Source organism: bacterium (assembly GCA_021159335.1).
GTDB lineage: Bacteria > UBP14 > UBA6098 > B30-G16 > B30-G16 > JAGGRZ01.
Window position 1 is genome coordinate 1 of the sequence record JAGGRZ010000063.1, and the last position, 26468, is coordinate 26468.

Sequence of the window (26468 nt, forward strand, 5' to 3'; positions counted from 1 at the left end):
ATTATAGATTATTTAGCAGCAAATCAATCATTAATAAATGAACTTTCATATTTATATCCTTCAGAAACAGGAGAAGAAGAAATTTGTACAAGATTTTTGGAATATAATGATTGGGATATTAAATTGGACGGAATTTCTATAAAAGATAAGGTAATTAAGATTGATGTTTATAGAAGGGAAAGTGAAATTTTCAATCATATAGAACTTACAATAGTTGACCCAAAATTATTTAAACAATGTGATCCATATTATAATAGTGGATTAGAAAGAATTGAATTAAAGATAAGCAATAAAACTATGAAATTTCTGTTAGAAAGTAGGGAAGGTTCTGAAGAAAGCCGTGAATTTAATATATGGGGAAGATGTAAAGCTGCAATTTTATCCGAGCCATTTTCAATAAGTACTAATTATGTAATCAAAGATAAAAAAGCAAGCGAAATTGCTCAAGAATTGGCTGGAAGTATAAATGTAGATTGGCAAATTTACGATTATTATGTAAAAGAATTTACCTATCAAGGTTATCCAATTGATGGAATTTCTAGGTTGGCAGAAGTAATTGGTGGAGTAGTAAGGACAAAATCTGATGGTTCATTATTAGTTAGGTATAAATTTCCAATAAGACCTAAAGATTTACAAGACGCTGATGCAGTTTATGAATTAGATAGATATTCTAATTTGGTTTCACTTGATTATAATGAAGAAGCAGCATTATATGATTCAGTAGAAGTTCGTGGTGCTGATTATTCGGAAATGGAATCTTATTTTTCAATTGAAACAGATAAAACTTGTTTTGAAATAGGAAAAGAAGATGCAATATTAAAAGTTTATAAATATCCATTTGATATTGACTATACTGTTTTTTCAACAGATGGAACCATTACTAAAATAAGTTCCAATAAAACTGAAGAAGTTACAGAAAATATCAATATTGAAAATGAATCAGGAAATACGTCTAAATATGTTTATGATTTGATTTCACATGAATGGATAGGTGGTATTAAAAAGAAAAATGAAAAAGAACCCTTGGGAACTATTGAATTTGATAGAACTAATGTTCAATGTAGCAATTGTGCAGGCGGTTATTTGAGAATCAATTATAAGACATTATATGATGAATGGAAATTGACATGCAATAAAGAAACAGAAGTTAAATCTATTGTGATTGTGCCAGAAGGAGAAACTATAGTTTTGAATGTTGTTATTGGTGATGGAAATAGACCTGCATCACCAATTCAAGATGAATTGATTAATGAAGAATATATGGCTGTGTTGAGAGGTCAAGCATTTCTTGATGATAATTATTATCAGAAAATAAAGCATACTGTAAAATTACCATATGTAGATATAGAAGATGGTCAAGTTGTTTCATTAGCTGACGATTATTATAATTTGTATGGTAAGTATTTAGTAAAGCAAAGTGACATTAGTATAACGTTAGAAGAAGATACTTTGAAGGTTTGGCTTACGTTAAATATTGAAAAATACAGAAAGGTGTTATAATATGAAAATATTAGATCTAATTAAACCAAAAATAATAGAAAACGGCACAGTAATTGCATATAGTGGTTCAAATTATTTAGTCAAAATTGGGAATAACACAGTTAAGGCATTTGGTGCTAAAGGATTTAAAGTTAATGATAACGTTGTAATTGGAAAAGTTAATGACCAATATTTAATTTTGACAAAAACCTCTTCTTTTGCTAAAAAAATTAAAAAAATAAGAATACAGGGGTAATGCAAAATGGCCAATGGAAACCAAAATAATATTGCAAAAGCCAGCATAGTTTTAACTTTTGCAGCTTCTTGTGCTGTTGAAGATCATTTTATTAATGTTGAAATGGATGATGAAAAAAATCAAGGTAAAACATGTTTCTTATATGGTGAAAAAATTTATTTTCGTGTATTCACAAATCCAAAGAATATGAATATTAGATTAGAATCAAGTGATGGTTCAATTTTCAATGAAGGGACAGGTTATTTTGAACATGAAGAAGATATTCAATTTGCTAATGTAAATGAAGCTAATACACAGTATCCAATTGATTCAGTAATTTCATCAAATTGGCTTGGTAATTCTTTGGGATCAATATCAGTTTCTGATACTATAATAAGAACAAGTGAAACTGGCGTTGCAATTTTGAGATTGAAGTATGGTGTAATATATCGTTCTTATGCTGTATCAGTAGGACCAAGAGATTATGATGAATATCCTGTTTTGGTTTATATAGAGGAGGTACTATAATGGCCGCAAAAACGTCTATTGAACTGAGATTTTCCAAAGTTTGTGAAATTACTGAAGGTAGATTTGTTTTGGAATTAGATGATGAAGTAAATGAAAATAAAAATGTTTTTGTACCACAAGTTGATACTGCTTATATAAGACTATTTCCTTGTTGTTTAATGCCTACGTTAAGAAGTAATTTAGGAACAGTTTCATTAGTAAGCTCTTCTATTCCAAAGACTATTGAACAAAATATTACTTTTACAAGAAGCAAAACTGCTAGTTTATCATATCCATTATTTGAATTATTAAGTTGGACTTGGCTTGGTAGAACTTATCCTGAAGACGTTACATTGACAATAACTAATTGGGATATTACAGCATCAGAAGAAGTTTCTGGAATAGCTAGAATAACCTATGTTAGTTATTTTGATAGAATAGCATTATCAAGTGTTAATCAAGAAGCTGAAGTTTTAGTAGAAGCAATTAAAGAATCTATGTATGGCTCAATAGTTGTTAATTTTAAAGTGGAAGAAGTGCCAGTTTATTTAACAGTTCGTGATGCTTGCACTAGATTGCCTATTGAGGGTGTTTCAGTATATGTAGATGGAAAGTTTGTTGGTGTGACTACTGATAATGGGCAAATTAATCTAGGTAATTTAAGAACAGGGAAACATTCATTGAAAATGGTTAAGTTCGGTTACCAGTCAAGCGATGAAGATATGATAGCAAATGATTATTTTGTAGTGGAATAATTATGGCAACAAGAAGAAACATAACAGCATATTTATGTCCAGAACCTTGGAAGCCAACAGGATTATGTTCTTATGGTAAATGCGAAAGTAGTATGAATTTGGAAAGAATTTTAGATGATCGAGGAAAGCTAAAACAAATAAATATTCAAAGTTATTTAATAGATAAAGGATATGATATTGGAAATAGATTTGATGTTTATTTATTGCCTTCTGATAAGGATGTTATTGATTGTTTGTTTTGCATTCCAGCTTGTGATGAGTTAGAACAAGGCGAAGGCGACATAGAGAATTTTTCACATAAAATTTTAGACTCTTTCAATAATCTTCGTAAAACACATCCTGAAGAATGTCCACAGCCATGTTTCGAATTAGTTTTAGATTCGAATGCATGTTCTGCCGCACAATGGTTTTGCAATGATATGGTAATAAAAGGTTATTGTTGTCCTAAAAATGGCATTGATAGTTTAGGAAGAACATCAAGGTTGAGATTACAAAATTATGGTTGTAGGGTTATTAATAATTATGAAATAGTTGACTATATAGAATATAATGAACAGGATGTTTCAATTGAACAAGTGACAAATGATTTTATAACTAATTGGTCAAACAATCCTTCAATAAGAAAGCAAATATTGTACTCGCATTATAATGCAATAGGTGTAGGATTACAGAAAGAAACTCATGTAGTAAATTATAAACCAATATTTAAATATATTGCCGTAGTGGATTTAATTTATTTACATCCGAATGATAGGCAATTATATGATGTCCCACTTCCGACATTGGAATGCGCAACGGAATGCTTGCAGAAAATCCATTGGTATCAAAAATCATATACAGTGGAAAATGTTGAACGACCTTTGCCATATATAGTTACAGAAATTCCTATTCCAAGAAATTGTGCAATCGAAAAAATGGAATTTAGATTTGAAGAATCACCTTGTTATGCAGTATTTAAACCAGATTTAAGTAAAATTTCAGATGAAAGAAAAACTATACCATCTGATAATTTTTTGCGCTTTGTTTGGGAAAAAGAAAAGGCCGATCCATTAGTTGATATGGGTATAATGAACCAAGGAAAAACTTGGTTTATTGTGTGGTCGCTAAGGAATAGTGCTTGTTTTATACCAGGTGAATATATGATAGTTTATGTATGGCTAAAAGGATTTGAAAGTCAATGTAATCCTTTTGTTTGGGCAATTAATTGGTTTGAAACACCTTGTTGGACTTCTGGAATAGTACAAGGATGTGGCTTATTAGATGAAGAAGGAAATGTTATAGAAGGTGGACTAGGCCATTCTCTCGATAATAGTTGGGTAGGCGATGAAAGATTAAGATGGCTAATATCTTATAAAGGACAAAAAGAACTATATTGGTTAAAATGTTCAGATTTTGCAGAATATAGAATTGGCGATAGAGTGTTTATACAAAAACAAGGTTTTTCCAAAGGTTTAAATTACGATGGGACTGAAGCAGAACAAGATCCAGCTTGCAAATGGCCCTATCCTTGGCATGGTGAATTTGCAATGTATCAAGAAGATGGAAGCCCACCTATATTAAGTGATTCTAATGTATCATATACACTCGATCCATCAAGTGATATAATAGTACCACAAAAATTTTATGCATAGGTAAAAATATGCCAAGATTGGAAGCAAAAGATGCAACATATCCAGTAATAAGACATAATTTTGAATGGGGGAAAATACAGGAGATTAATTATGAAGATGATACTTGTAAAATTGTGATAGTCGATAAAGATAAAATGGAAACTTCTGAAGTTTATGAAGATGTGCCGATTTTTTATCATTGTTATCCTGATGTTAAAAAAAGAGATAATGGGGCATTAGAAGGTGCATCTTCGGCTTTTGCTAGGGATGATTTTGTATTGGTAAGATTTGAAGATGATAAACCAATAGTTGTTGCAAGATTAGATGGATTAGTGCCATGTTTAGATGTTATTTTGTGGGGCGATAAAACTTATGCACTTCCTAATCTTAATGAAACATGGGATAAAACTCTTTGTTCAGGAATATATGGTATTTGCCCCGAAAATCGTTTTGTATATCTTTTTTCCAATACATTTAAATTTAGTAATCATTTTGTAACAATAATGCAAACTTTTTCTATCAGAATTTCCGAACAGGCCCCTTGGATGTATGGAAATATGCATTATGTAGAAATACAGGAAGCAGAATTATTCATCTTAACGGAAAAAGGATTAATATTGACTCAATCTTCTGATGGGTATTGGCTTGATTATACAAATGATCATATTTGTATAATCAAACGGATATATAGATCAAAGATTGGATATATTATTTCTCTATTAAGATATTCATCAGACGGAACATTTATAAATGAAGATAAAACTATAATTGCTAAAAATTATGAATTAGGGAATTATGACTTAAATCATTATAGATTGTTATGCGATAAACATGGAAATATATATGCTTATAGTCCTAATCATCCATCAGGCCATTACCCTAGAGTGTATTATAGAACAACATGGCAAGATTTCCCAGAAAGTTGGGAAGAAATAAAAATTGATAAACATTGGGACCCATGTGAGCCTTTTAGGGGCAATTATTTGAAAACTTTTGAACAAGATATTTATCAACATGATATAATAATTGATGAATATCCTAAAATAATAGAAGATTTTAATTGTGTTCAACAAGATTGTCATGTCGTAACAGAAATGGAAGAAGAGAATTTTGTTGTTCCTAGTGTTTGGACATATCTTGATTGTTTTTATCCTTTTTTGGGGAATTATTATCAAGTTAATGGTGGTGTGATCACTATACATTATCATGCATATCTTAAATGTTTAGATAATACTACTGCTCAATTTCAAAATTTCTATTATGGAAGTATTTGTAAAGGTAATACAGTCGAACAAGTAGTAGTAGAAGGTCCTATTCATACTGTATATGATTGGGATATGTGTGCAGATTGTGAGAAAAACATTTGGCTTTATTATGGTGATGGTTATGTTGGGTGTGATCCTGCATTGCAGATAGAATCAGAGAGAACTGGAAAAAACCCATTTGATCCTGAATATATTATAAAAATACCTTATCTATATAATAATATTTTTGCTGTGACTAAATATTATTTATATCATGATATAAATAATTATGATAAATATATGCTTATAAAAACACCAGAATATCATATAGATAAGGAAATATCTGAAAATCCACTTGAAGAAGCATTAAACAAAGGTTTATTTTATTTTTGCCATTCAGAATTAGAAGATAAAAATGGCAATAAGTGGATATTTGATAGCAAATATATTGACAAAGAACAGCCTTATTTTGAATATACGTTAAAAAAGAATTATCAAATAATAGATATAGAAATAGAAAACGAATTTAAATATTGGATATTGACTTTACAAAGATTAATTAAGAGTTTACAATAAATTTTAAATCCCTTGGTATTTTTGGATAAAATTTTAATAATGCCAATTGCCTTTTATGATTTAATGTAAATTTACTACTAGAATGAAATCCTATTTTTAACCAAATATCATTTTTTACTAATGCATTAGTAATTTGTATTAATCCATATTGCATTGCCAAACTATCTAGTAATCTTAAGTACATTAAATAATTTTCATCATCTATTTGACATTTAATACCTAATTCAATTTTGTATCTGGCATTCGGATAAATAATAATTTTATTTATATTTAAATTTTCATTATTACTGGTTCTAAACTCAGGAATCAATCTCCTTTGAACTTCATCCATATCTGTAGTAATATTGACTGTATTATGGTCTTTCCATACTTCTATTTCACTATTTTTGATAGAAGCATAGCAGATTAATTCTTTATCACTTATCTTTTTTGGCATTAATTCTTCACTTCTAACAATAATTCTATTCACAGTATTCCACCCCATTCTTTAGATATTTCAATAATCTTATTTGCTATTTGATTTGCTATTTCCATGTTAACACTTTGCTTACCTTCTTCTGTTTCCATTTCTGGTACATAAACTTCTTCAAATGGAAGATGAAATTCATCTATATACTTCTTTATATAATAAATAATTTCTGTATCTTCTTTTTTGTTTCTAATTAAAAATGTATAAATATCATATTTGATTATGTTGTATTTTACTTTGTTATAAATTAAATTAAAATATTTTTGTTCTAAATTTACTTTGCTATATGCTAAAGAATCAATAAATGTCCTATCTGTAATAATCAAATGATTTTTCCAAATATCAAATTTGAAATATTCCATTTCATTAATCATCCATTCCCATCTAAAAGCAATTTCTGGATTAGCAGTTAATAAAGTTTTAGCATCCTTTTGTAAAACATTCAATAATGCTTTAGCAACTTCTGGAAGGAAAGTGAAGCCTTTCAATAAGTCATTTTCTTTTAACAAATTGAACAATGTAGTTTTCCCTACATTGTGGCTTCCTGAAAGTGAAAAGATCATTTTCTATCACCTTTTATTCAAAGTTTTAAAAAATAGCGCTCTCATTCTAATTTCTTCATTTTTGGAATTGATGGCTTTTTTAATACATTTTGCCAAAGGTAAATTGTGTTCTTTACACCATTGCTTTAGTAAATTTTTATGGAATCTCGATATATTCATATTAAAGGATTCCCCTATTAAGCATTTCTTCTTCAAGTTCATCAATTTTATTACGAATTGCAATGATTTCTAAATTGCGTCTTCTGAATTTTAGTTCTTTCTTTAAAAAGTTAACAATATTTTTTAGATAATTGTCTGAAATTTCCTTAATATTATATATTCTACCATAACGATCAATCCAATATCCTGGGTATTTACACATATTAATCTTCATATTTTAATATTTTTTGTTTTTTTTTCTTTGTAATTTTTGAATATATCAATCAATATACCATTTATAATTAGTTTTTCTTTAAAATAATCAAAAAATTCATTAATAGATTTTTCAGTACTACTTTGGTAAATGCAAACTTCTTTTTTGTCTGATATGAATACTAATCTAAAGTCATTACACCATCTTTTAATACAAATAATATTTCCATTGGCTATATTTAGTAAATTTCCATTTTGGCAAATGATCCACATATCTTACACTCCTTTATATTTTTCTAATGCCGATTTTAAATATTGTTTCATAACATTATCGTTCAAGTAACCATCAAACTCAGTGCCTATTTTCTTTTCGAATATTACTTCACCAGTTACTGCCTTCCAAATATCATCTGTTTCTCCATTAGATATTCTTATGCTCAATTTTCCCCATCTATAGCGCACATAAACCATTTTTCCATTTGCCAATTTAACTTCCCATTGACTAGGACAACATTCACATGTTCTTTTAATGTATTTAATTTCATAACCAAGATTTAAATTATCATAAAATTCTTTTAAAGATTTATTTTCTTTGCCTTGGATATAATCTAAGGCAAATTTAATTCCATCAAAGAACGAAACATTCCAAATGTATTTTTTATTTTCTAATTCTTCGCATTCTTCTTTTAATTTTTCGATTTTCTTTACTATTGGAAACAAATCTATTTTCATTTTTAAATCCTTAACTTAATTTTTCTATTATAGCTTTCATTCTTTAAAACAAAATTCAAAAACTTCTTCTATGTTTTTTACAAATTTAATATTAATTTTAGATTTTGTTTCTTCATCTATATCAACCAAATCAGTTTTATTTCCAATTGGAATTAGAACATCTTTAATCCCTTCTCTAACTGCGGCAGTTATTTTTTCCTGTAGGCCACCAATTGGCAATACTTTTCCAGTTAAACTCAATTCTCCAGTCATTGCAATATTCTTTTTAATCTTTTGATGCTTGATTGCTGATAATACAGCAGTTGCAATGGCAATTCCAGCGGAAGGCCCATCCTTCGGAACAGCTCCTGGTATAGCGTGAATGTAAATATCAACATCATTTGGCCAATCTTTATATAATCTTTTAACATTAGCAATAGCAATATTTACACTTTCTTTGATAACATCTTTTAAGTTTCCACTTATATGAATTTTTTGTTTTTCTTCATCTTTTGGTACTAATGTCACTTCAATAGGCAATATGCTGCCGCCTGTTCCAGATACAGCTAATCCATTTACAATACCGATTCCTTCCAATTTATATTTATAGATTGGTTTTTGTAAGTAATATTCTATATCATCTTTTGTTATTATCTCTTTTTTAATTCCTTTTTCAAAATAATCTTTTAATACTTTTCTCAAAATATTTCTAATTTTTTCATCTAATTTTCTAACACCAGCTTCATTTGTATATTTTTTGATAATTTTAATAATAGCTTCATCTTCAAATTTAACATCAAACAATTCATTAATTCCAACTTCTTTCTTTTCTTTTGGAATTATATAATCTTTTGCAATATACAATTTTTCAATATCTGTATAACCATTTAATTCTATGACTTCTAATCTATCCAATAAAACAGGATTGATATTTTCGATATAATTGCCTGTTAAAATAAACAATACATTACTTAAATCAAATGGTACTTCCACCCAATGATCCCTAAATTCATGGTTTACAGCAGGGTCAAGGATTTCCATAAGAGCAGCCTCTACGCTATTTCCACACCAACACATTTTCCCATTTCGTCTTACTAACATTGTATGATTTGGAACTGTACAACAATAAACTTTACCATTATAATCTTTTTTACGTATATCTCTAATAACATATTCTTTTCCTTTGATATGAACACCAATTTGATAGAGTGGATCATAGCCACCTTTTTTACAAGATCTGATATTAGCGCTATAACCTATTTTCATAGTTATTTCTTGGAAATCATCAGCCAATTTCTTTGAAGCTGTACTATAATGATAACTGTATTCGTGATGAGTCAAATGTCGATACTTGCATCCATCGCCTTTCATCATCCATTCCCATAATATTCTTAATTGCCTAGAGCTTAAATTTTTGATTTCTTTAGGAATGAATTTATTTTTAGATCTTCCAAAAAGCGATAAATATGAAGCCAATTGGGCACTGCAAATTTCGAATTGCGGTGAATGTGGATTTTTGCGTTCGGCAAATTTAAAAGGTAATTTTTCTAATAATTTTCTTATTTCTGCTCTAATCTTCTCATTATTTTGACTTATGGTTACTACGTATTCTTTATATGAACCTTCAGCTAACCAGATACCAAAAAATGCGAGCCAATCATCCATTTTAATTTTCTTTTCTGGATATTCTGTAATAAATGTTTTAGTATAAGTATTAGCTTTGTATTGTCTTATTTTTATCAATTTAGGTAATATAAAATATTCTTTTTCTTCACCTTTCCAAATAACCTGTCGTGGAATACTATATGTACCTCTTTTAACATCTTTTGCTTGTACTAATGTATATTTCTCTTTATTTCGTATGTTAACAAGCATATTGTGATTTGGTGTCACTAATAAATCGTAAAATAGAGTTTTAAAATGATACATTTTTCCATTATAATCATATTCAAATAATTTAGTTGGATTATGAATTTCTATTTTACCTTCTTTATTTACGGTAAATAATTTGTCTTCTAGTTTAAGATCCTTAAATAATTTCCAGCCATCTATTGTAAGAACTTCAGTATCTTCGCTATAACATCCATGAATAGAATGTTTACCTACCTTATCAATCTCATCTAAAATAATGACAGGGTTTTTACTTTTTGCTAAATGAATTCTTTGCATAATTACTGAAGGTTGACTCCCCACGTATGTTCTGCGGAATCCTTTTAAATAATGTGGATCAGAAACGCCACCTAATGATATTTGGATACATTTTCTTCCTAATGCTTTAGCAATACTTTGGCTGAGCGAAGTTTTCCCAACACCTTGTGGCCCAATCATACATAGAATATTGGATTTTGGACCTTTAACTTTCCAAACAGCCAAATATTCTAAAATCCTTTCTTTTGCTTTTTGCATTCCATAATGTGTATTATTTAAATATTTTTTAATTTCAGCTAAATCTAAGTTATCTTTTGTGTAAGTATTCCATGGTAATTCAAGAATAAAATTTATATAATCTTCAATATTACCAGCTTCAGGTGAACTTTCGCTTATTGCCATTAACCTTTCAATTTCCCTATCAAGTTTTTCTTTAACTTCTTTTGGAAGTATATCTTGTTTTTCTTTAATTTTTTTCTTTAATTCATCTACCCTTTTTTCCAAGCCAAGTTCTTTTTTAATTACTTCCATTTGTGCATGTAAGAAATTCTTTTTTGCCCATTCATCTAATTTCTTTTGTGTTTTTATTTGAAGTTCTTTTTTCCATTCAATTGCCTTATTTTCCCTTAAAATATGAAATAATAATTTTTCAACTTTAGTTTTAATGCTTCTTTCAAATAAAATTTCCTTTCTAGCTTCCATATCTGGAAGATATCCAGCAAGTAAATGTATTCTATCTAAAAATGTATATTTACCGTCGGAAAGGATATCAGGATTTATTCTGATGATACTGGCAATTTTATTAACATAATCTTGTTGTTCCAATAGCATTAAATCATATGCCTTTTTCTCTTCTTCGCTTATATCCCAATCAAGTTCAAATTCATAAATGAAACCATCTTCTTTAATTTCAGCAACATATCTTACAACTAAAAATAAATTAATAAATTCATCTATTGTTAAAAATTCAGCAACAACGCCTTTATTTTCTTTGTATTCAAGAAAAACTTTGAATTGTTTCTCCTTTCCAAAGAAATCAATTAATTTATTTTCACCTTTGATTCTAGTTGTTTGGAAGGGACATGCGATTATTGTAGAAGGGATTACTGGCACTTCAATAATCTTATCTTTATCTTTTAATTTGGCTATTTTCATAATATGCCTCCTTTTTTAAAATATAGCAATTTTTTAATAAAAAGTCAATAGGTATTTTTTAGTTTACTTTGTAGATTCAATAGTTCTAATTTTGTTCATAAATTTAGACAAAATTCGCATATTTACCTTTCTTTTTTCTTTGACAGTTTTTAACATGAATTCATCTATCAAGTTTTTTGTAATGTAATAATCTACATATACAGGTTTCTTTTGTCCATATCTATGTAATCTAGCAATGCATTGTTTAATTGAACTTGGACTCCATGCCAATTCACAAAAAATCATTCTATTGCATACATCTTGTAAATTTAATCCATATTTTGCCGTTTCAATTTGTGCTATCAATAAATTTTTTTCAGTTTTAAATTTGTTGATGATTTCATTCCTATTTGATGCATTTCCTAATAAAACAATACAATCATCTCGGAAATGATGCGCAAGTATCAACGCAGTTTCCCTAAACCATACCCAAACTATTATTTTTTCGTTATTCTTTAAAATTTCTTTAACTTTTTCAATAACTTTATTTATTTTTGAGCTTCCAAAATGTTTTATTTTATCATCCAATTTAATCCAACCAGAACTAATTTCCATTTCTTTAATTAATCTATTCTTTATTACTTGCAATTGTGCATCTTCATCTTCAAATATTAATTTTCTAACATCACATGCTAGTATATATTGTTGTTTGGAAGGTTTTTCAAAAATATAATTTTGTATTAATTTTGCTTCTAGAGACATTTCTTTTCCTTTCATGACTATACTATTACTTAATACAATTTTATTTAAATCTTCTTTTGCCCAAGGTTTGACTTTATGAATAGTATATCTACTTGTTCTTATAGTATAAAAAAAATATTGCATAAATGTATTATAGTTGTATGGAAAAGCCCAAGGATTGACAATAGATAATTGTGTAAACAAGTCATTTGGTCTATTCATTATTGGAGTTCCACTCAAAACATATCTATATTTAATAGGCTTTATTAATTTAATTAATCTTCTAAATGTTTGACTTCTAATATTTTTTATTCTAGTACTTTCATCAATAATAATTGCTTTTATATTTGCATTTCTTAATTTATAAAGAGATTCAGGTATTAATATGCGTTCGTAATTGGTTATAATAATGCATTGATTATCTGGAATTTCTTCTTCAGGGTAAATTATGACTGGAAATTTTAAATCAAAAAATTTGTTTAATTCATTTTTCCATTGAACTTTAATTGTCTTTGGACATAGAATTAGTCCGCTTCCACCACTTTTTATCATTCTATTAATCATTGCTATAGAACTGATGTAAGTTTTTCCACTTCCAACTTCTAAAAATAATGCAACACGGACATGTTTTAAAACAAATCTAACTATTGGAATTTGATAATCTAAAGGTGGAATTTTGAGAAAATTAGGAATTTCTATTGATGATTCAAATTTTCCTTGATTAAATTTTCTACAATCATGTTGATAAATTTTAGCCCACTTTTTTAATTTACTTAAATCAGTTTTTTCATCTTCAATAAGATTTGCCCTATATTTTAAATTATAAATATACATCTTTAATAAATAATTCTTCCTTTAATAATATAAATAATTATTGCTATCCAAATTATTACAGCTAAAATTTGCATTTTATTCCTCCAGAATACTATCTATTTCAATGAAATTATTATTAAACAAATCCAAATTCCCAATTTTTGTCCATGATTCCCTAATCCTTCTTTTCCACTCTAAAACCATTTCAGTTGGAATTTCTTTTGCTATTGGACAATTTTTACATTGTTTTCTCAATATCATTAGTGCGCATATTCTGCGCCAATCTTTGGTCTTTGCACGAAATTTATGTTTTCTACATTCAAACCAAGGATAATCAGGTTCAATTATTTTGATTTTTCTTAATGGCAAAGTAACAGGATCATAATCTTTTGGTAATTTTTTTCCACGAATTATTTTATTTCCTTCTTCGTCTTCCACATAATCAATGTATTTCATTTTGGCCTCCTTCAATAGTGGACGCTTACAATCTTATCATTTTCATATTCGATTATCATTTCATTGGCTTCTATCCTTTTACTATATTTATCCCTTATAATTACGACTTCCCAATATGGGCTGTCAGGTTCTGGCGGATGTACTATAACTTTATCTTCATCTTTCCAATCAATACCATAGCATAGCGTTTTTCCTTTCATTTTATCCTCCTTCATTTGGAAATAATGGGCCGTGCAGGATTCGAACCTGCGGCTCTCGGCTTAAAAGGCCGATACTCTACCAACTGAGTTAACGGCCCTAGAAATATTCTTTTTGCATGGCAATTTCTGGCGTATCAAATATTCTGGCCTTAGGGTTTCTAACTTTTCTATATTCATAAAGTCTATTGCATTCTATACATAATACTACAAAGTAATCTTCCCAAGATAGGATTAGCCTATGTTTAGTTTCTCTTTCACAAAACGGACATTGCTTTTTAAAATCATAGTCTTTCACTTTCTTCCCTCCTTTTTTTTATTTCTAATAAAGTATCACCAATTTTATCAAGAACCTCATAATATTCATTTAATTCTTCCCTTATCCTTATAATGTTCGCTTCAATCCTTTGTACTATTTCGAAAATTTCCTTTATTTTACAATCTTTTTTTTCCATATTTTTGCACCTCTGCTTTAAGTATTGATTTGTACTTTATCTTCTGTCATGGTTTTGCAATATTCATTGATTTCTTGCAATAATCTAACAAATGCATCTATAAAACGTACATTCATATGAATACCAACTTCAGTACTAAGATTATCTGTTCCTTTCATTTGCATATAATCTTTGTTCACTTCAATTTCCAAATTCAAAGTATAACTACTCCTTTCCCTTTGTATTGTGGCAATGTATTTATGAGATTTTTTTCTAATCTCTAATTTTGACATTTTATACCTCCTTGATTTTTTTAGGCCATTCAGCCATTATTTCCCATTTTTTAAATAAATAAAACTTTCCATTTTTGTGTTCTAATAGCCAAGTGCAACTATCTAACATATCGCCTATATTAATTATTACTTTTCCATTTTCTCTTAATATAATTCCTGCCCAATGTGTATGTCCAAAAACTAAGCTAATGTTTGCCTTATAAACATTATTTAATATTCTTTTCACAGTAGCATCATATATTTTTTGTTTTTGTCCATATTTAGCTTTTCCTGGTGTAACAAAATATGGTACTATATGCCTAAGAATATTCCATAGCCAAGTATGTTTACATATAGGATCAAATTGATGTCCGTGCATAAAGTAGAAGCCAACTCCACTAATGGAATAATAAAATCTGTCACTTTCAGTATAAAAAGGAAAACCTAGACATCTACCAGCATCCATGTCATGATTCCCTTTTAATAAAAATAATCTTCCAATATTATTTAATTTTCTCAGTAAACCCATTTCAATAATCCCTTTGTTTCTAACTTCATCTTTAGTGCATTCTATTAGTTCAAAAATATCGCCTAGTCCATAGACTTTAGCTTTGCTATAATCTATAATTTTTATAAGCCATTCCACAAAAAATTCATTACATCTTGGAATGTGGCTGTCACTAAAGTAGATTCTTTTAGCTTCTCTCAACATTTCTTTCATATTTCTTTTACCTCTTTTATAGATTCTTCTAGTAAATTAATAAGACTTTCTCTTTTGTTCTTTTTCTTTTTAGCCTTTTTCTTCTTATTTGTCAAATCCAAAGCTACTTGTTTTATGAATTCAGATTTGCTGTAAAATGTGAATTCTTCTTTATTTTTTTCTTCTACAATTTTATCAAAAAGTTCTTTTTCTTTTTTTGTCACTTTTGTTTTTGGAACTTCAATTTTGATATTCCTGATTGGCCTTATCTTTGCCATAAGTAATTGCCCATTAAATGGAAATACAGCTACATTAATCATGTTTCCCCTTAAAATCATATGTCCCAACCATTTATAATTAGCAATTAAATTTATTAATTTATCATCTTTTTCTGCTTCCAATATATAAAGCTCACCTGCAAAGTATAAAGGATTTATTTGCTTTACAGTTTTGATTAGATTTATTACTTTACCTTCATGTTTCAATTGCTCTAAATCTTCTTTGTGAAAGAAAATTAACTTTTCATCATCTAATTTAATACCTTTCAATATTTCTGTAACTTCTTTTCCACAATTTCCACAAACTTTGACATATTTTATCCTTTCTTTACAACAAGATGAGTATTCATGGAAAATGCTTCCATTATCATCTTCATTTAATTTATAGACACCAACATTAGTACTTACTAAATCATTTACTTTAATTTTTAATGTTGCTATTTTTTTCATTTTATCTTCCTTTTTGTTTTTCAATAATCATTCTTATTTAAAAGTCAAGTCCTTAAATAAATATTTAAAATATTATTTAAATTTTTGACATAGGCATCAAATGTAGGTGAAAGATATTTTTTAAAATATTGGCGCAATCTTGGAATAAATGTTTTTGCCATACGCTCTAAACCTAATTTTTTTCTTATCAATAAGAATATAATATTTTGATTATATCCAATCATTTTATCTATCCTTTCCAATTCAAATGGATAAAAATGCATATCTGTTAAGATTATAAATAACTTTCTATCTGTATCATCATTTAACCTACTTATTTCTTTCTCAACTTGAGTATAAGAGGTTCCGCCACCAATATCTTTGAAAAAGTCTTCTATATTTCCTTTTTTATTCCACTTATATACTCTGGTATTAAATTTATAAAGTTCAAAATTATCTAACTCAGCATTTTTTTTAAATGCCTTTACTGTAAGCACTGCCCATTGGATTTGTTCATGTGACATGCTACTACTTACATCTACAAAGAGATAAACCTTCTTTTCTTCCGTTTCAATAGCTTCGGCTTCAAATAAGTTTGTAATATCCTTAGTAAACCAATTTTCTAATTCATTGCTTAAATGAATACCATTTTCAAATTTTTGTCTAATTTCCTTTGGAATTAATTTTATTTTTTCTATATTTTGTTCATTTTTTGTAGTTAACTTTAGATTTTTATAATCATATATAGTTCTAAAAAGTCTAGTAAAAGTATCTTCAGAACCTACATCTAACGTAGCTCCATTGTTTACCAGTCTGGTAATATTTAATATTTTATGTCTTAATCTATTTGCTGTTTTTCTCATATTTTCAAGCCATCTTGATTGCATTGTTGCTGATTCTAAAAATTTGTAAAGATTGAGTAAATTTTTATCAAATTTAATATTAAATCTTCTTTCAAATTCATTTTTAGAAATCAATTTTTCATCATCATCTTTTAATATTCGATCAATCAAAGATTTGTACGCATTCGCTCGTGTATTAATTATGTTTTCATCATACTGATCTACTGACATAATTTCTCTTAATTTTTGATTCTTTTGTTTTTCAATTTCAATTATAGTCATTAATTTTTTCAAATCTTTTTTTTCTTCATCTGTTAGTAATTGACTCTTATCTATATCCGAATTATCTACAGTTTCAATTGGAGTCTTATTCCTTTCTTTTGGAATTTCTATCCTTAAAAAATTTAAAATATCATGTGCAAGTTCAATTTCCTTTTCCAAGCTAAACCTTTTATACATTAAAAGATTTATCCTTTTTCCAAATTTTTTTGCAACTTTATTGGCTATTTTCTTTGCGTGATCATCAAAATCAATATCTGGATAACAATAGTGCAGATAAAGATGTAATAATGCATTTATAAACAAGGGATTTTTCTTAAAATCTTCTAAATTCTCTTCAATTATTTTTTTGGTAGCATTATGCCTAATTACAAGTAAGTTAGTATTTTTTAACTTTCTTTCATTTAATGTTTTAGTATCAACTTTAATATCTTCCAATACATTGATAATAAATTTCACTGCACTTGAATAATTGCCTATCATTCTTTGATAAGATATTGGTGTATATAAGATATGTGCCCTTTCATGAAACAGCAGATGCAGAAGGATTTGTCTATTTACATCATCAATTTTTGCATCTAAGTATTTCTGAGGGATATAAATGATTTTTTCTGTTAAATCGGTTCTCGGGGCATCTTTAGTTGCTACAATACTTACATCTTGGTCAGTGAAAGTATTAAAGATATATTTTAAACTTTCTAAGTTATTCATTTGTACCAAACCTCTGATTTTGTTTTTAATTTTTTCATTGCTAATTCATCATCTTTTAGCAACAAAATTGTCAGTTTTTCCATTGCTTCTTCTTCTTCATTTAGCATTGCCTTATTTATAAAGGCAATTTTAAATGCTTCCATTTTATTAAAACCGATGCTTCGTAATAGTTGATATTGTTTGATAGTTCTAATACTATACATAGTGCGCATTTCATTTTTGTTAATCATATCCACTGCTTTGGTATAAAATTGCAAGATATCTTCTTCTACTTTAAGATGTTTTGCCAATTCTTCCTGTGTAAAATGTGGAAATTTGATTACAATTAATCTATCTAGAAATGCAGCATTGAAGCTATTTGTGCCAATATATCTCAAATTCTTTTGGTTACATGCAAAGGCAATTCTACATTCAGGATGAATTTTAATAGTTTTTTTAAGTTCAGGAATAAATAAGCTCCTATTTTCTATCATTTCATGGAACCTAAATGCAGCTTTAGCAGGTAATGCGTTTATTTCATCAAACAAAATTAATGATGGATTTTGTAAAAAATCAACCATTAAGCCAGGTTCAAATGTAGTTTCATTATTCCTAATTTCCCTAAATCCTAACAAGTGATTAAATTTTGAATTATCATCTAAACTTATTATCAAACAAGGTAAGTTATACCTATAAGCATAATATCTACAAGCATAAGTTTTCCCTGTACCTGTTTCACCAACTAAAAGTGCTACTTTATTAGCTTCTAATATAGCAGCTAATTTATCATCTATTTGCCTATGGATATAATCCCCAAATTCATCTTCTTTTGGAATATAAACATTTAGTTTATTTTCTTTTGGTTTAGAAAGGGATTTATTAATAATGCTGATAGTAGATTGACTAACGCCAAATTTTTTTGCTATATCTTTTTGTTTCCAACCTTTTAATAACATTTCTATTATTTTTTCTCTTTCTATCCTTTTTTTCATTTTTACCTCCCTTTTTTGTTAATAATCATTTTTCACTTCAATGTCAAGTCCTTTATTTTTTGTTATATGTTCTAAAAACTTCACTGCCTCTTTATCATTACTTGGAGCTTGCCATCTAGTCGAATGACATAATTTCCTTACTTGTTCTCTACATCTTACTAATGTCTTCCACCTTTCAGCCAATATTTTTCTTTCTTTGCTATTTTTTGGCAATTTTTGCAATTGATTATTCAATTCTGTAATTTCTTTTTTCCATTCATTTTTTAATTTTATTAGATTTTCCCTAATTGCTAGCCATTTAAATATCCCCCTACCTAAAAGTATCATATATGTTAATCTTTTATCAATGCCAAATAAATTTTCAAAGTCTTTGGCTATATATTTAGGTTTATTCTGTTTAAAACTATTTATAGTTTTTGGATTTAATTTAAAGATTTCAAATATATCTTTCATTTTCTTTTCCTTTAAGCATTATGCTTTAATATTTTCCAATTATTGATTTTAGCTTTCCAAAAAATATCAATTAATGTAGGCCTTTGATTTGGATAGACGCAGTCTAAGACAAATCCTAAATGCCAATAATCAAGATGTGCATCATCACATCCCCAATCCACTAAATCCTTATATAATATAAATTTTACTGTGCCATCATAAATTACTTTATCTTTTTTGTTTAAAACAGTAAGCCTATCGCCTTCTTTGACTTCTAAATCTCCAATTTTCAGTCTTATATTTTCACCTAAGAGTTTGAAATTTATGTTTGGTCTTTTATTTAATTTTTGTAAATATTTATTCATTTTTTTCCTCCTTTTTATACTAAAAAATCATCTTTCAATAAAAAGTCAATATATGTTTTCAATGATTCTTTATAAAAATCTTGTGTATCTTGTTTCACTATTCCTGGAGCAGTATTAACATCTAATACCCATATAATATCATCATCATCAATTGCAATATCTATCCCAGCAAAATCTAAAGTGCAACCTAATAATGCCTTTTTTGCCATTTCATTTATTTCTGGTATATTATTAATTCTTTTAAATTTATATTCATTTATATTAGAATTTCTTATAATAAATGTATCATGCTTAAAATATCTTGGTATTTTTTCATAAGTCAAATAATTAAATTCTTTATTCGTTAATTTACATATATGGACCCTAAATTCTCTAGCTATTGGAACGCATCTACTAAAAATGGAAATTTCAATCCCATTTTTCCTAACCGTTTTAAGATCATGCCTAGACATTAATAGGATTATGCCTTTTCCACCTTCACTATAGTTTTTGTAAGCATAAATAGGAAAACTATCTGCATTTAGGCAATATGGAGTTCTAACTTTAGCTTTTTTCATATATTGATAAAATAATCTTCTATCTTTAGCCACTTCAATGCCAAATGTATTATTAATCTCAATATGTTTACTTTTTATTTTCTTAGTATTTCCAAACCTGATAACAATATCATTCTTTAATTTATCAGCAATAGTGCCATATGTACAATCACATCCTAATAACTTAGCTAATTTTTCTCCACTTTCGTTACTTGTCAATATTACCATCTTTTAACCCCTTCTTTATTAATTCTTTTATCCTATCCATTTCTTTCTGGAAGCTTTTGCCATGTCCTTTAACCTTTAGATGTGCTAATTCATGCGCTAAGGTTTCAATAACATCATCTTCCTTTTTTGCATATTTAGCGTTTAACAAGATTTCCACGCCATTAGTTTGCATATTTCTGGTACAGACTCCCCTGATATTTTCTTTCAACTGTGTAGTTATATGTATATCCACAGATTCTTTTGTAATTTCTTCTGCTATTTTTTTCAATTTTAACCATCTTAACATTTTAAAACTCCTTATTTATTTATTGGTATTAACTTACCTGTTTTGTTATCTATTTTATATTTTTTTACATGGTCATTTCTATAATTTGCATGATAATTATAGCCATATTCATAGCCATATGTTTTACCACTAATATAAGAAGCATTGCTAAAATAAATGCCTTTTTCTTCTACAAAGCTTCCATATAATATTAATTTATAAGGCAAAACTATAATAAACTTACCACTATCTATGGTTTCCATGTAATTTATACCTAAAATATTTAATAAAATTGCGATAGTTCTGCTATCGGAGAACTCACCACTAGGAAATTTGATTCCTTTTTTTATACAATAAAAAGCTACTAAACTTAATCTATCACGCCAATCTCTAAGTACGCCATTATGAAATAAAACTCCCTTTTTTGTCCTTCCTTCTAATGGATTATCAAAGTCTATTTTGAAAGGATGTGTTAATTCAGCTACTTTTCCACCACTAGTACCATTCCTAAAATGGATTACATGTGGTAGATAATGGAAATCTTCATAGAATTTTTTGAATTCATCTACACTCATAAATCCTTTTTTGAAATGCACTAGTCCGTTTTTTTGCCATGCAATGCCAATTCCATCGCTATTTGTAATGAAGCAATTTTTAATTTCCAAGTTTGTCATTTTTCTATGTTTGCAATAAGCTATTACGCACATTTTAACCTCCTAAATTTTCTTTGATATATCTTCTTAATGGTTTAAATATCTTTTCAATGTCATCAATTCCTTGCCTTAAATGCCATGCTATTCCAACTTTAGCCTTATCATTTTTGGTATATTCATGTTCTATAAGTTTGTAACCCCTAACTTTAATCCCCGATGTTACCTTCCCCCTACTTTCTTTCAAACCAAATAATATCATGCGTACTGGTTTTTTCAAACGCAAACTATTTGCCCACTTTATAACTTTTCTTGCTACTCCATCCATCCATTCATCTCCAAATCTAACTTCCAATGGATAGGTAACCCGCCTTTTTTCTCCTTTAGGAGGTTTGATTTTCCAAAATTCTAGGATACTATATGGTGGTTTTGGTGGTTCGTTAACAAATGCCAAAAATGTTGCTGCTTCTTTTTTAGATAAACCTGCTATTTTTATATAATCTTCTTCTGTAGGTAATCTATTATATTGTATCTCTTTTTTCATTACAGCCAATTTAGTTAGATTTTTTATTATCTTCATTGAAATTCTTGCAATTTCAGGATGTGCGAATATAGCCGCAGAAGGCGTTCTATATTCAAAACCCCAATCTTTGGTTTCATAGCTACTTAAATATCCATAACCTTCCCTGTAACATAACTTATTTGTTCTTTTTCCTAAAAAATCATCATATGCGGTTAAAAGCTCATCAGATGGTCTAATAGCCTTGCTTCTACCATTGAATTTAAAGCCTACATGAATATGCCCACCTAGTGGTGCTTCATCTGCAATTTGAATGTCAAACCCATCATTTTTAACTTTTCTTAGTAATTTTTTAATATTTCTTATTACAATAGCAGGATTGGAATGAGGACTTGGCCTTAATTCTAACTGTGTGCCTGCTCCATCACAACCTATTTCATTTTCTAATGTATCATAAAAATCTCTTGCCCTAATCCAAGTCCTTTTCTTTAGCATAAATTCAGGATCACATCCTAAAGTGATGTTAACTTTTACCTTTTCTTTTTTCTTTTTTGATTTAGGTAAACTCCAATTAGTATCAATTCCTAATACTCTAACTATGGCTAACAAAGCTTGATATGCATAATCAATATAGCCAACTTTGTGCGTAAAATCCGTTAAAAGCAATACTTTATATTCATATAGGTAATGTCCTACAAAATGACCATTAATGCGGATTTTGAAAGTATTTACATATTCAAGTCCCCTAAAACTCATTGGATAATCGTGAAAAATGCTAAAATGATCAAAAAACTTATCATCCATTTGAATATTAATAGCTCCTACTGGCCTTAAACGTATATTACTATTCTCCGCGTAAATATAAACACTATATGGAACATTAATATCCGCATAGCAATGATTTGCAAAAACTTTTATAAAAGGAAATTCTTTTTTATATTTTCTTAAAAAATCACCTAAAGCTTCTCTCGGAATATCTGATACTGGAACTTCATAAATATCTGTTAATCGTAACTTTAATCTTTTTTTCATTATATACCTCCTTCTATTTTAGCAGTTTTGACCCAAAAAAGGCCAATATCAATAAGAGTATCTTTGTAAAAAAGTCTTAGACATCTTTCTTTTAACATTATATAAGCCGCCATATCTAATGGCCTAAAACTAAATAGCTTAATATAATCTTTTATTTCTTTCATTTTCAATCTCCTTTTTTTATTTCCTTACCTTTGAAATAATCATTTTTCACTTCAATGTCAAGACCTTATAACCACATTCCATAATTAAATGTGAAATTAACTTTGTTTCCATTCTTATTCTTTTGTGCGATTTCCCTATCTTTTCTTTTTATTTTTATCCAATTTGTATGTTGTCCATCTGCCCATATACTATTTTCATTCCTAACAACTAAACCTTCATATCCCAATTCATATATCCATTTCTTTATCAATTGATTCAGCTCTTTCCAATTCATAACCATCCACATTGGAATTATCCTTAAATGCTCAAAATGTTTTGTTAACTTGCAATAATGACTGAAGTAATTGAAGGTTTGTCTAGCATCAAAATTAGTTCTATCTAACTTTTGCAAAATCCCAAACAAAGCCAAATTCAAATCATCACTTGCTTTGTTCCTTAGCAATTGATAAAAGTCTTCTTTTGTTTTCCCACTGCCATAATACAATTCAGCCAAATAGATTCCATCTGGAAGATTCAACTTTTTGAACTCATGTAAGGCAGGATAATCTAATCTATATCTTCCATATTTATCCTTGTTAACACTAAATACAGTATCTTTCCTTTTAATAATATATTGCAATTCACCATCTAATTTTAATGATACATAACATGGAAATTTGATATTGTGTTTTGATCCTCTAAATTTACATAAAGGCAATTTATAGTTCTTCTTGAAGAATGTCTTCATTTTTAGCTCCTTTATAAATTTCATCATTCATTTCTATGTATGCTTTCCTATACAATTGATACAATTTCCAATGACTCAAATTTAGGTCATTCTTATTTAATTCATTTTCAATTTTACTTTCATAGTATTTCATAAATGTATAAGCCATTTGCTTAAATGTTTGCTTACCATTCATCTTAATCACTCCAAATGATTTTTTTATCTTTTTCCCAGCGCCAATTAAAGTTTACTGGGATTGCCCACTCTTGCCATTTTGCAAAGTGCCATTGAGTTTGTTTATTGCAATATGATAACAACTTATCTGCAACATCTAGAATAAATCCCTGACATTCAGTAATTTGCTTACCATTTTTGTCAAATGCCATTACCATTCCATTTGTGAAGACAAAACAATCTTTTATTTCTCTCATTTTTGCCTCCTACTTTATACCTAATAAACCAAAAATACATACTAAATAGCCTGCTAATTTTTCAGCAGGCACTTTAAAAAAGGCACACCATTTTATAGCTCTTATTACTTTTTCTGGTGGAATGCCTTGTCTTTCAAGTTCAGCAATAACGCTTGGAAAATCCCAGCTTGAATTAATTACTGCCTTCCTTAATTCTTTTTTAGTTATATTCATTTAAAACCTCCTTTAAATTATTGAATACTCATTAAGTATAAAATGATAGTAAACATAAATGCTAATATTATTCCCATCATACACGGCTGGCCAGCAAATTGATGAATAACAGCTAGAATAATACATATATAAAGTAATAAATAAAGTTTCATTTGTACCTCCTTTTTTTATATTAAGAACATAATTTTGTCATTTAGTTTATCGATTGGAATTTTGCCAATTAAGCTGTTTCTATCTTTCTTAGATAATTCAAAATTTGTAATATATTTTTCATATCCTTTTGGGATTCTAATCAATATTTTTTTAACTTCCTTTTTTTCTTGAACCTTTTTTGGTTTGGGCAATGAATAATTTTTGTTATTTGAATAAATATCTATTCCATCGCTATTGCTAACGCTTATACTATTATTATTTCCAAAGCTAATATCATATTTCATTATCTTGTTACCTTTCAAAATCATCTTTATTTCTTTAATATTTTTAATCCAACTGTACCTTTGTTTTAATATTTCATATGCCTTTTGCACTTTGAAAGAGTAATATGGCAACTGCTTACCATCTTCAAATGCCTTAATAATGGTATCTTTCTTTACTTCAATATCTTCAATTACTTTCTCAACCTTCATCCCATCAGTGAAAGTAACTTTATATTTAACTATTTTAGCATTGCTAAACCAAACTTTGAGATGTACGACTTTATCACATTTCTCTAAACTAGATAATAGATTATTAATTTGATCTATTTCATTACTTACAGGCCAAATTTGAAATTCTACTCCCGTATAGGTTATCATATGGACTTCTACTATAGGTAAATCAATAAAATCATCCTTTACTCCTATTTCAATCTCTTTTCCATTTTTGTACTTAATTTTATAATAGTAAATGTAATAATCATTATCTTGGAGTATCTTAGGTTTTTTTGCATAAATTGTAACTAAAGTATCTTCTTTCTTCAATTGTGATTCTAAAAATGGGCATATATTTTTTAATAGATTTTTAGCTATATAAGATGCTGTTGTTGCATCAATTAATAGTCTTCCTTCCTTCACAAAAATTTTTATTTTTGCCTTTATTGTTGGTTTTACTTTCATTTTAATTCTCCTCTTCTAAAACTTCTTTGATCCATTGATATAAACTATAACAAATTCCTTTTTCAGCGTTAATAAGTATCCTATCTTCTTTTTTACATATATAAAGCATATCATCAAACCTCCCTAATTGTTCAAAGCATTTCCTTTTCAATTTTTCACAAAGATAATGTTTGTACTGTTGTCCTATTTTATTTAAAATTCTTTCCATATTTCTTAATCATTCCAAAATGTAAAGTCAATCCTTTTTAAAAAAATTGATTCAAATAATCAACTATTGCCTTTTCAGTTTTTGGCATTTTAAGCCTTACTAATTTTGTTTTCTTCTTGGAATTTTCCAGACTAGACCTTAATTTTGCAAAACTATCCATAATAGTTTCATTTTCTACCCAGCCTAATTCTTTCCATGCCTGCCTTAAATTTTCTGCTGCTTCAGGATACCTTTTCCAATAAAAATTGGATACAAGGCCTAATGGTTTGCATTTAGTATAAATAGCATTAATAACTTGATTTTTAGTAAATCCTTCTTTCTCCCATTTTTCCTTGATTTTTAATAGATGCCTTTTCATTTGATCCTTAGTCATATAAGCTTTCAAACCGATTGGTCTGCCCTTTAATGTCTTCATTTTTCATCTCCTAAAGAGTTAATTCAATAAGCATTGCCTTTTTTACTATTTCTTCTGCTATTTTGCGATCTAACCCATATTCTTCTGCTGTTTCATTTATTGCTTCTTCTACCTGCTTTTTTGCTTCTTCTTCTGATACATTATATTTTTTTGCCAATGTCTTTATTAAATTATTTGTCTTGACCATCTTTCACCTCCGATATGGAAATAATGTCTGATTCATTAACTTTTATTTTGATATTATTATTAACTTTTTCAAAAAATTTTTTTATTAAATCATCAACTTTCCAATAAACTATATCT

At 28.1% G+C, this 26468-nt stretch carries 36 protein-coding genes and 1 tRNA gene; 6 read left to right on the top strand and 31 right to left on the bottom strand.

The genetic code is table 11. The annotated features are described in order from the left end of the window. From J7J62_03820 to J7J62_03845, 6 genes are all read left to right on the top strand, one after another. On the top strand, positions 1-1500 hold a 1500-nt coding region (locus tag J7J62_03820; GenBank protein MCD6124282.1), incomplete at its 5' end, for a hypothetical protein. Between the two features lies 1 nt (position 1501). Next, positions 1502-1735, top strand: a complete 234-nt coding sequence (locus J7J62_03825) for a hypothetical protein (protein ID MCD6124283.1) — start codon at positions 1502-1504, stop codon at positions 1733-1735. A gap of 6 nt (positions 1736-1741) precedes the next feature. Beyond that, complete coding sequence (locus tag J7J62_03830) at positions 1742-2242, top strand: hypothetical protein (protein MCD6124284.1); 501 nt, start codon at positions 1742-1744, stop codon at positions 2240-2242. Beyond that, entirely contained in the window at positions 2242-2976 is a 735-nt protein-coding gene (locus J7J62_03835; protein ID MCD6124285.1) for a hypothetical protein, read from the top strand. Before J7J62_03830 ends, J7J62_03835 begins: the two co-directional genes overlap by 1 nt. A gap of 2 nt (positions 2977-2978) precedes the next feature. Beyond that, the gene (locus J7J62_03840) at positions 2979-4607 is read left to right on the top strand and encodes a CAP domain-containing protein (protein MCD6124286.1); all 1629 of its coding nucleotides are present in this window, start codon (positions 2979-2981) and stop codon (positions 4605-4607) included. A gap of 8 nt (positions 4608-4615) precedes the next feature. Next, entirely contained in the window at positions 4616-6406 is a 1791-nt protein-coding gene (locus J7J62_03845) for a hypothetical protein (protein MCD6124287.1), read from the top strand. Here the strand turns inward: J7J62_03845 and J7J62_03850 are convergent. From J7J62_03850 to J7J62_04000, 31 genes are all read right to left on the bottom strand, one after another. Then, entirely contained in the window at positions 6390-6875 is a 486-nt protein-coding gene (locus tag J7J62_03850; GenBank protein MCD6124288.1) for a hypothetical protein, read from the bottom strand. The genes J7J62_03845 and J7J62_03850 overlap by 17 nt on opposite strands. Beyond that, entirely contained in the window at positions 6872-7438 is a 567-nt protein-coding gene (locus tag J7J62_03855) for an AAA family ATPase (protein MCD6124289.1), read from the bottom strand. Before J7J62_03855 ends, J7J62_03850 begins: the two co-directional genes overlap by 4 nt. A gap of 160 nt (positions 7439-7598) precedes the next feature. Next, positions 7599-7811 (bottom strand): hypothetical protein, encoded by a 213-nt coding sequence (locus tag J7J62_03860; GenBank protein ID MCD6124290.1) that lies wholly within the window; start codon positions 7809-7811, stop codon positions 7599-7601. 254 nt (positions 7812-8065) lie between these two features. Next, complete coding sequence (locus tag J7J62_03865) at positions 8066-8521, bottom strand: hypothetical protein (protein ID MCD6124291.1); 456 nt, start codon at positions 8519-8521, stop codon at positions 8066-8068. Between the two features lie 36 nt (positions 8522-8557). Then, positions 8558-11803, bottom strand: a complete 3246-nt coding sequence (locus tag J7J62_03870) for an AAA family ATPase (GenBank protein MCD6124292.1) — start codon at positions 11801-11803, stop codon at positions 8558-8560. A 63-nt stretch (positions 11804-11866) separates the two neighbouring features. Beyond that, complete coding sequence (locus J7J62_03875; GenBank protein MCD6124293.1) at positions 11867-13357, bottom strand: DEAD/DEAH box helicase; 1491 nt, start codon at positions 13355-13357, stop codon at positions 11867-11869. Positions 13358-13432: 75 nt separating this feature from the next. Next, positions 13433-13792 (bottom strand): hypothetical protein, encoded by a 360-nt coding sequence (locus tag J7J62_03880; protein MCD6124294.1) that lies wholly within the window; start codon positions 13790-13792, stop codon positions 13433-13435. A gap of 11 nt (positions 13793-13803) precedes the next feature. Further along, positions 13804-13992: a hypothetical protein gene (locus J7J62_03885; protein ID MCD6124295.1), complete on the bottom strand. Its 189-nt coding sequence runs from the start codon at positions 13990-13992 to the stop codon at positions 13804-13806. A 25-nt stretch (positions 13993-14017) separates the two neighbouring features. Beyond that, positions 14018-14090, bottom strand: a tRNA-Lys gene (locus tag J7J62_03890). Then, positions 14090-14287 carry a hypothetical protein gene (locus tag J7J62_03895; protein ID MCD6124296.1) on the bottom strand — a complete coding sequence of 66 codons (198 nt, stop codon included), beginning with the start codon at positions 14285-14287 and terminating at the stop codon, positions 14090-14092. Before J7J62_03895 ends, J7J62_03890 begins: the two co-directional genes overlap by 1 nt. Next, on the bottom strand, positions 14274-14444 hold the full coding sequence (locus J7J62_03900; GenBank protein ID MCD6124297.1) for a hypothetical protein: 171 nt from the start codon (positions 14442-14444) through the stop codon (positions 14274-14276). Before J7J62_03900 ends, J7J62_03895 begins: the two co-directional genes overlap by 14 nt. A gap of 17 nt (positions 14445-14461) precedes the next feature. Next, the gene (locus J7J62_03905; GenBank protein ID MCD6124298.1) at positions 14462-14716 is read right to left on the bottom strand and encodes a hypothetical protein; all 255 of its coding nucleotides are present in this window, start codon (positions 14714-14716) and stop codon (positions 14462-14464) included. A 1-nt stretch (position 14717) separates the two neighbouring features. Then, positions 14718-15416 carry a metallophosphoesterase gene (locus J7J62_03910; protein MCD6124299.1) on the bottom strand — a complete coding sequence of 233 codons (699 nt, stop codon included), beginning with the start codon at positions 15414-15416 and terminating at the stop codon, positions 14718-14720. Further along, a complete protein-coding gene (locus J7J62_03915) occupies positions 15413-16123 on the bottom strand; it encodes a hypothetical protein (protein ID MCD6124300.1) in 711 nt (236 codons plus the stop codon). The genes J7J62_03910 and J7J62_03915 overlap by 4 nt, the downstream gene beginning before the upstream one ends. A gap of 44 nt (positions 16124-16167) precedes the next feature. Beyond that, positions 16168-17934, bottom strand: a complete 1767-nt coding sequence (locus tag J7J62_03920; protein MCD6124301.1) for a hypothetical protein — start codon at positions 17932-17934, stop codon at positions 16168-16170. Further along, positions 17931-18905: an AAA family ATPase gene (locus J7J62_03925; protein ID MCD6124302.1), complete on the bottom strand. Its 975-nt coding sequence runs from the start codon at positions 18903-18905 to the stop codon at positions 17931-17933. Before J7J62_03925 ends, J7J62_03920 begins: the two co-directional genes overlap by 4 nt. 18 nt (positions 18906-18923) lie before the next feature. After that, entirely contained in the window at positions 18924-19358 is a 435-nt protein-coding gene (locus J7J62_03930) for a hypothetical protein (GenBank protein ID MCD6124303.1), read from the bottom strand. Between the two features lie 11 nt (positions 19359-19369). Continuing rightward, the gene (locus tag J7J62_03935; GenBank protein MCD6124304.1) at positions 19370-19702 is read right to left on the bottom strand and encodes a hypothetical protein; all 333 of its coding nucleotides are present in this window, start codon (positions 19700-19702) and stop codon (positions 19370-19372) included. A 14-nt stretch (positions 19703-19716) separates the two neighbouring features. Further along, on the bottom strand, positions 19717-20466 hold the full coding sequence (locus J7J62_03940; protein MCD6124305.1) for a hypothetical protein: 750 nt from the start codon (positions 20464-20466) through the stop codon (positions 19717-19719). After that, positions 20447-20752, bottom strand: coding sequence for a SprT-like domain-containing protein (locus tag J7J62_03945; protein ID MCD6124306.1), 306 nt, complete (start codon positions 20750-20752; stop codon positions 20447-20449). The genes J7J62_03940 and J7J62_03945 overlap by 20 nt, the downstream gene beginning before the upstream one ends. Positions 20753-20763: 11 nt before the next feature. After that, positions 20764-21438, bottom strand: a complete 675-nt coding sequence (locus tag J7J62_03950) for a hypothetical protein (GenBank protein MCD6124307.1) — start codon at positions 21436-21438, stop codon at positions 20764-20766. A 1-nt stretch (position 21439) separates the two neighbouring features. Next, positions 21440-22933, bottom strand: a complete 1494-nt coding sequence (locus J7J62_03955; GenBank protein ID MCD6124308.1) for a hypothetical protein — start codon at positions 22931-22933, stop codon at positions 21440-21442. Next, a complete protein-coding gene (locus J7J62_03960; GenBank protein MCD6124309.1) occupies positions 22933-23097 on the bottom strand; it encodes a hypothetical protein in 165 nt (54 codons plus the stop codon). The genes J7J62_03955 and J7J62_03960 overlap by 1 nt, the downstream gene beginning before the upstream one ends. Before the next feature lie 65 nt (positions 23098-23162). After that, a complete protein-coding gene (locus J7J62_03965; GenBank protein ID MCD6124310.1) occupies positions 23163-23825 on the bottom strand; it encodes a hypothetical protein in 663 nt (220 codons plus the stop codon). Next, entirely contained in the window at positions 23797-24000 is a 204-nt protein-coding gene (locus J7J62_03970; GenBank protein ID MCD6124311.1) for a hypothetical protein, read from the bottom strand. Before J7J62_03970 ends, J7J62_03965 begins: the two co-directional genes overlap by 29 nt. A gap of 1 nt (position 24001) precedes the next feature. Continuing rightward, positions 24002-24235 carry a hypothetical protein gene (locus J7J62_03975; protein ID MCD6124312.1) on the bottom strand — a complete coding sequence of 78 codons (234 nt, stop codon included), beginning with the start codon at positions 24233-24235 and terminating at the stop codon, positions 24002-24004. Between the two features lie 9 nt (positions 24236-24244). After that, positions 24245-24448 carry a hypothetical protein gene (locus J7J62_03980; GenBank protein MCD6124313.1) on the bottom strand — a complete coding sequence of 68 codons (204 nt, stop codon included), beginning with the start codon at positions 24446-24448 and terminating at the stop codon, positions 24245-24247. A 167-nt stretch (positions 24449-24615) separates the two neighbouring features. Further along, positions 24616-25542 carry a hypothetical protein gene (locus tag J7J62_03985; protein MCD6124314.1) on the bottom strand — a complete coding sequence of 309 codons (927 nt, stop codon included), beginning with the start codon at positions 25540-25542 and terminating at the stop codon, positions 24616-24618. A gap of 1 nt (position 25543) precedes the next feature. Next, complete coding sequence (locus J7J62_03990; protein MCD6124315.1) at positions 25544-25750, bottom strand: hypothetical protein; 207 nt, start codon at positions 25748-25750, stop codon at positions 25544-25546. Between the two features lie 37 nt (positions 25751-25787). After that, positions 25788-26165 carry a hypothetical protein gene (locus tag J7J62_03995; GenBank protein ID MCD6124316.1) on the bottom strand — a complete coding sequence of 126 codons (378 nt, stop codon included), beginning with the start codon at positions 26163-26165 and terminating at the stop codon, positions 25788-25790. Between the two features lie 10 nt (positions 26166-26175). Further along, positions 26176-26352 (bottom strand): hypothetical protein, encoded by a 177-nt coding sequence (locus J7J62_04000; GenBank protein MCD6124317.1) that lies wholly within the window; start codon positions 26350-26352, stop codon positions 26176-26178. Positions 26353-26468: the final 116 nt, after the last annotated feature.

Excerpts from the sequence above, each read along its gene's own strand:
- J7J62_03830 (MCD6124284.1), top strand. The coding sequence starts at position 1,742 with ATGGCCAATGGAAACCAAAATAATATTGCAAAAGCCAGCATAGTTTTA.
- J7J62_03935 (MCD6124304.1), bottom strand. The coding sequence starts at position 19,702 with ATGAATAAATATTTACAAAAATTAAATAAAAGACCAAACATAAATTTC.
- J7J62_03930 (MCD6124303.1), bottom strand. The coding sequence starts at position 19,358 with ATGAAAGATATATTTGAAATCTTTAAATTAAATCCAAAAACTATAAAT.
- J7J62_03955 (MCD6124308.1), bottom strand. The coding sequence starts at position 22,933 with ATGAAAAAAAGATTAAAGTTACGATTAACAGATATTTATGAAGTTCCA.
- J7J62_03925 (MCD6124302.1), bottom strand. The coding sequence starts at position 18,905 with ATGAAAAAAAGGATAGAAAGAGAAAAAATAATAGAAATGTTATTAAAA.
- J7J62_03965 (MCD6124310.1), bottom strand. The coding sequence starts at position 23,825 with ATGAAGACATTCTTCAAGAAGAACTATAAATTGCCTTTATGTAAATTT.
- J7J62_03980 (MCD6124313.1), bottom strand. The coding sequence starts at position 24,448 with ATGAATATAACTAAAAAAGAATTAAGGAAGGCAGTAATTAATTCAAGC.
- J7J62_03985 (MCD6124314.1), bottom strand. The coding sequence starts at position 25,542 with ATGAAAGTAAAACCAACAATAAAGGCAAAAATAAAAATTTTTGTGAAG.
- J7J62_03855 (MCD6124289.1), bottom strand. The coding sequence starts at position 7,438 with ATGATCTTTTCACTTTCAGGAAGCCACAATGTAGGGAAAACTACATTG.
- J7J62_04000 (MCD6124317.1), bottom strand. The coding sequence starts at position 26,352 with ATGGTCAAGACAAATAATTTAATAAAGACATTGGCAAAAAAATATAAT.
- J7J62_03970 (MCD6124311.1), bottom strand. The coding sequence starts at position 24,000 with ATGAATGGTAAGCAAACATTTAAGCAAATGGCTTATACATTTATGAAA.
- J7J62_03915 (MCD6124300.1), bottom strand. The coding sequence starts at position 16,123 with ATGAAAAAAATAGCAACATTAAAAATTAAAGTAAATGATTTAGTAAGT.
- J7J62_03840 (MCD6124286.1), top strand. The coding sequence starts at position 2,979 with ATGGCAACAAGAAGAAACATAACAGCATATTTATGTCCAGAACCTTGG.
- J7J62_03865 (MCD6124291.1), bottom strand. The coding sequence starts at position 8,521 with ATGAAAATAGATTTGTTTCCAATAGTAAAGAAAATCGAAAAATTAAAA.
- J7J62_03825 (MCD6124283.1), top strand. The coding sequence starts at position 1,502 with ATGAAAATATTAGATCTAATTAAACCAAAAATAATAGAAAACGGCACA.
- J7J62_03960 (MCD6124309.1), bottom strand. The coding sequence starts at position 23,097 with ATGAAAGAAATAAAAGATTATATTAAGCTATTTAGTTTTAGGCCATTA.
- J7J62_03995 (MCD6124316.1), bottom strand. The coding sequence starts at position 26,165 with ATGAAGACATTAAAGGGCAGACCAATCGGTTTGAAAGCTTATATGACT.
- J7J62_03910 (MCD6124299.1), bottom strand. The coding sequence starts at position 15,416 with ATGAAAGAAATGTTGAGAGAAGCTAAAAGAATCTACTTTAGTGACAGC.
- J7J62_03870 (MCD6124292.1), bottom strand. The coding sequence starts at position 11,803 with ATGAAAATAGCCAAATTAAAAGATAAAGATAAGATTATTGAAGTGCCA.
- J7J62_03845 (MCD6124287.1), top strand. The coding sequence starts at position 4,616 with ATGCCAAGATTGGAAGCAAAAGATGCAACATATCCAGTAATAAGACAT.
- J7J62_03885 (MCD6124295.1), bottom strand. The coding sequence starts at position 13,992 with ATGAAAGGAAAAACGCTATGCTATGGTATTGATTGGAAAGATGAAGAT.
- J7J62_03975 (MCD6124312.1), bottom strand. The coding sequence starts at position 24,235 with ATGAGAGAAATAAAAGATTGTTTTGTCTTCACAAATGGAATGGTAATG.
- J7J62_03860 (MCD6124290.1), bottom strand. The coding sequence starts at position 7,811 with ATGAAGATTAATATGTGTAAATACCCAGGATATTGGATTGATCGTTAT.
- J7J62_03990 (MCD6124315.1), bottom strand. The coding sequence starts at position 25,750 with ATGGAAAGAATTTTAAATAAAATAGGACAACAGTACAAACATTATCTT.
- J7J62_03950 (MCD6124307.1), bottom strand. The coding sequence starts at position 21,438 with ATGTGCGTAATAGCTTATTGCAAACATAGAAAAATGACAAACTTGGAA.
- J7J62_03835 (MCD6124285.1), top strand. The coding sequence starts at position 2,242 with ATGGCCGCAAAAACGTCTATTGAACTGAGATTTTCCAAAGTTTGTGAA.
- J7J62_03875 (MCD6124293.1), bottom strand. The coding sequence starts at position 13,357 with ATGTATATTTATAATTTAAAATATAGGGCAAATCTTATTGAAGATGAA.
- J7J62_03880 (MCD6124294.1), bottom strand. The coding sequence starts at position 13,792 with ATGAAATACATTGATTATGTGGAAGACGAAGAAGGAAATAAAATAATT.
- J7J62_03905 (MCD6124298.1), bottom strand. The coding sequence starts at position 14,716 with ATGTCAAAATTAGAGATTAGAAAAAAATCTCATAAATACATTGCCACA.
- J7J62_03920 (MCD6124301.1), bottom strand. The coding sequence starts at position 17,934 with ATGAATAACTTAGAAAGTTTAAAATATATCTTTAATACTTTCACTGAC.
- J7J62_03945 (MCD6124306.1), bottom strand. The coding sequence starts at position 20,752 with ATGTTAAGATGGTTAAAATTGAAAAAAATAGCAGAAGAAATTACAAAA.
- J7J62_03900 (MCD6124297.1), bottom strand. The coding sequence starts at position 14,444 with ATGGAAAAAAAAGATTGTAAAATAAAGGAAATTTTCGAAATAGTACAA.
- J7J62_03940 (MCD6124305.1), bottom strand. The coding sequence starts at position 20,466 with ATGGTAATATTGACAAGTAACGAAAGTGGAGAAAAATTAGCTAAGTTA.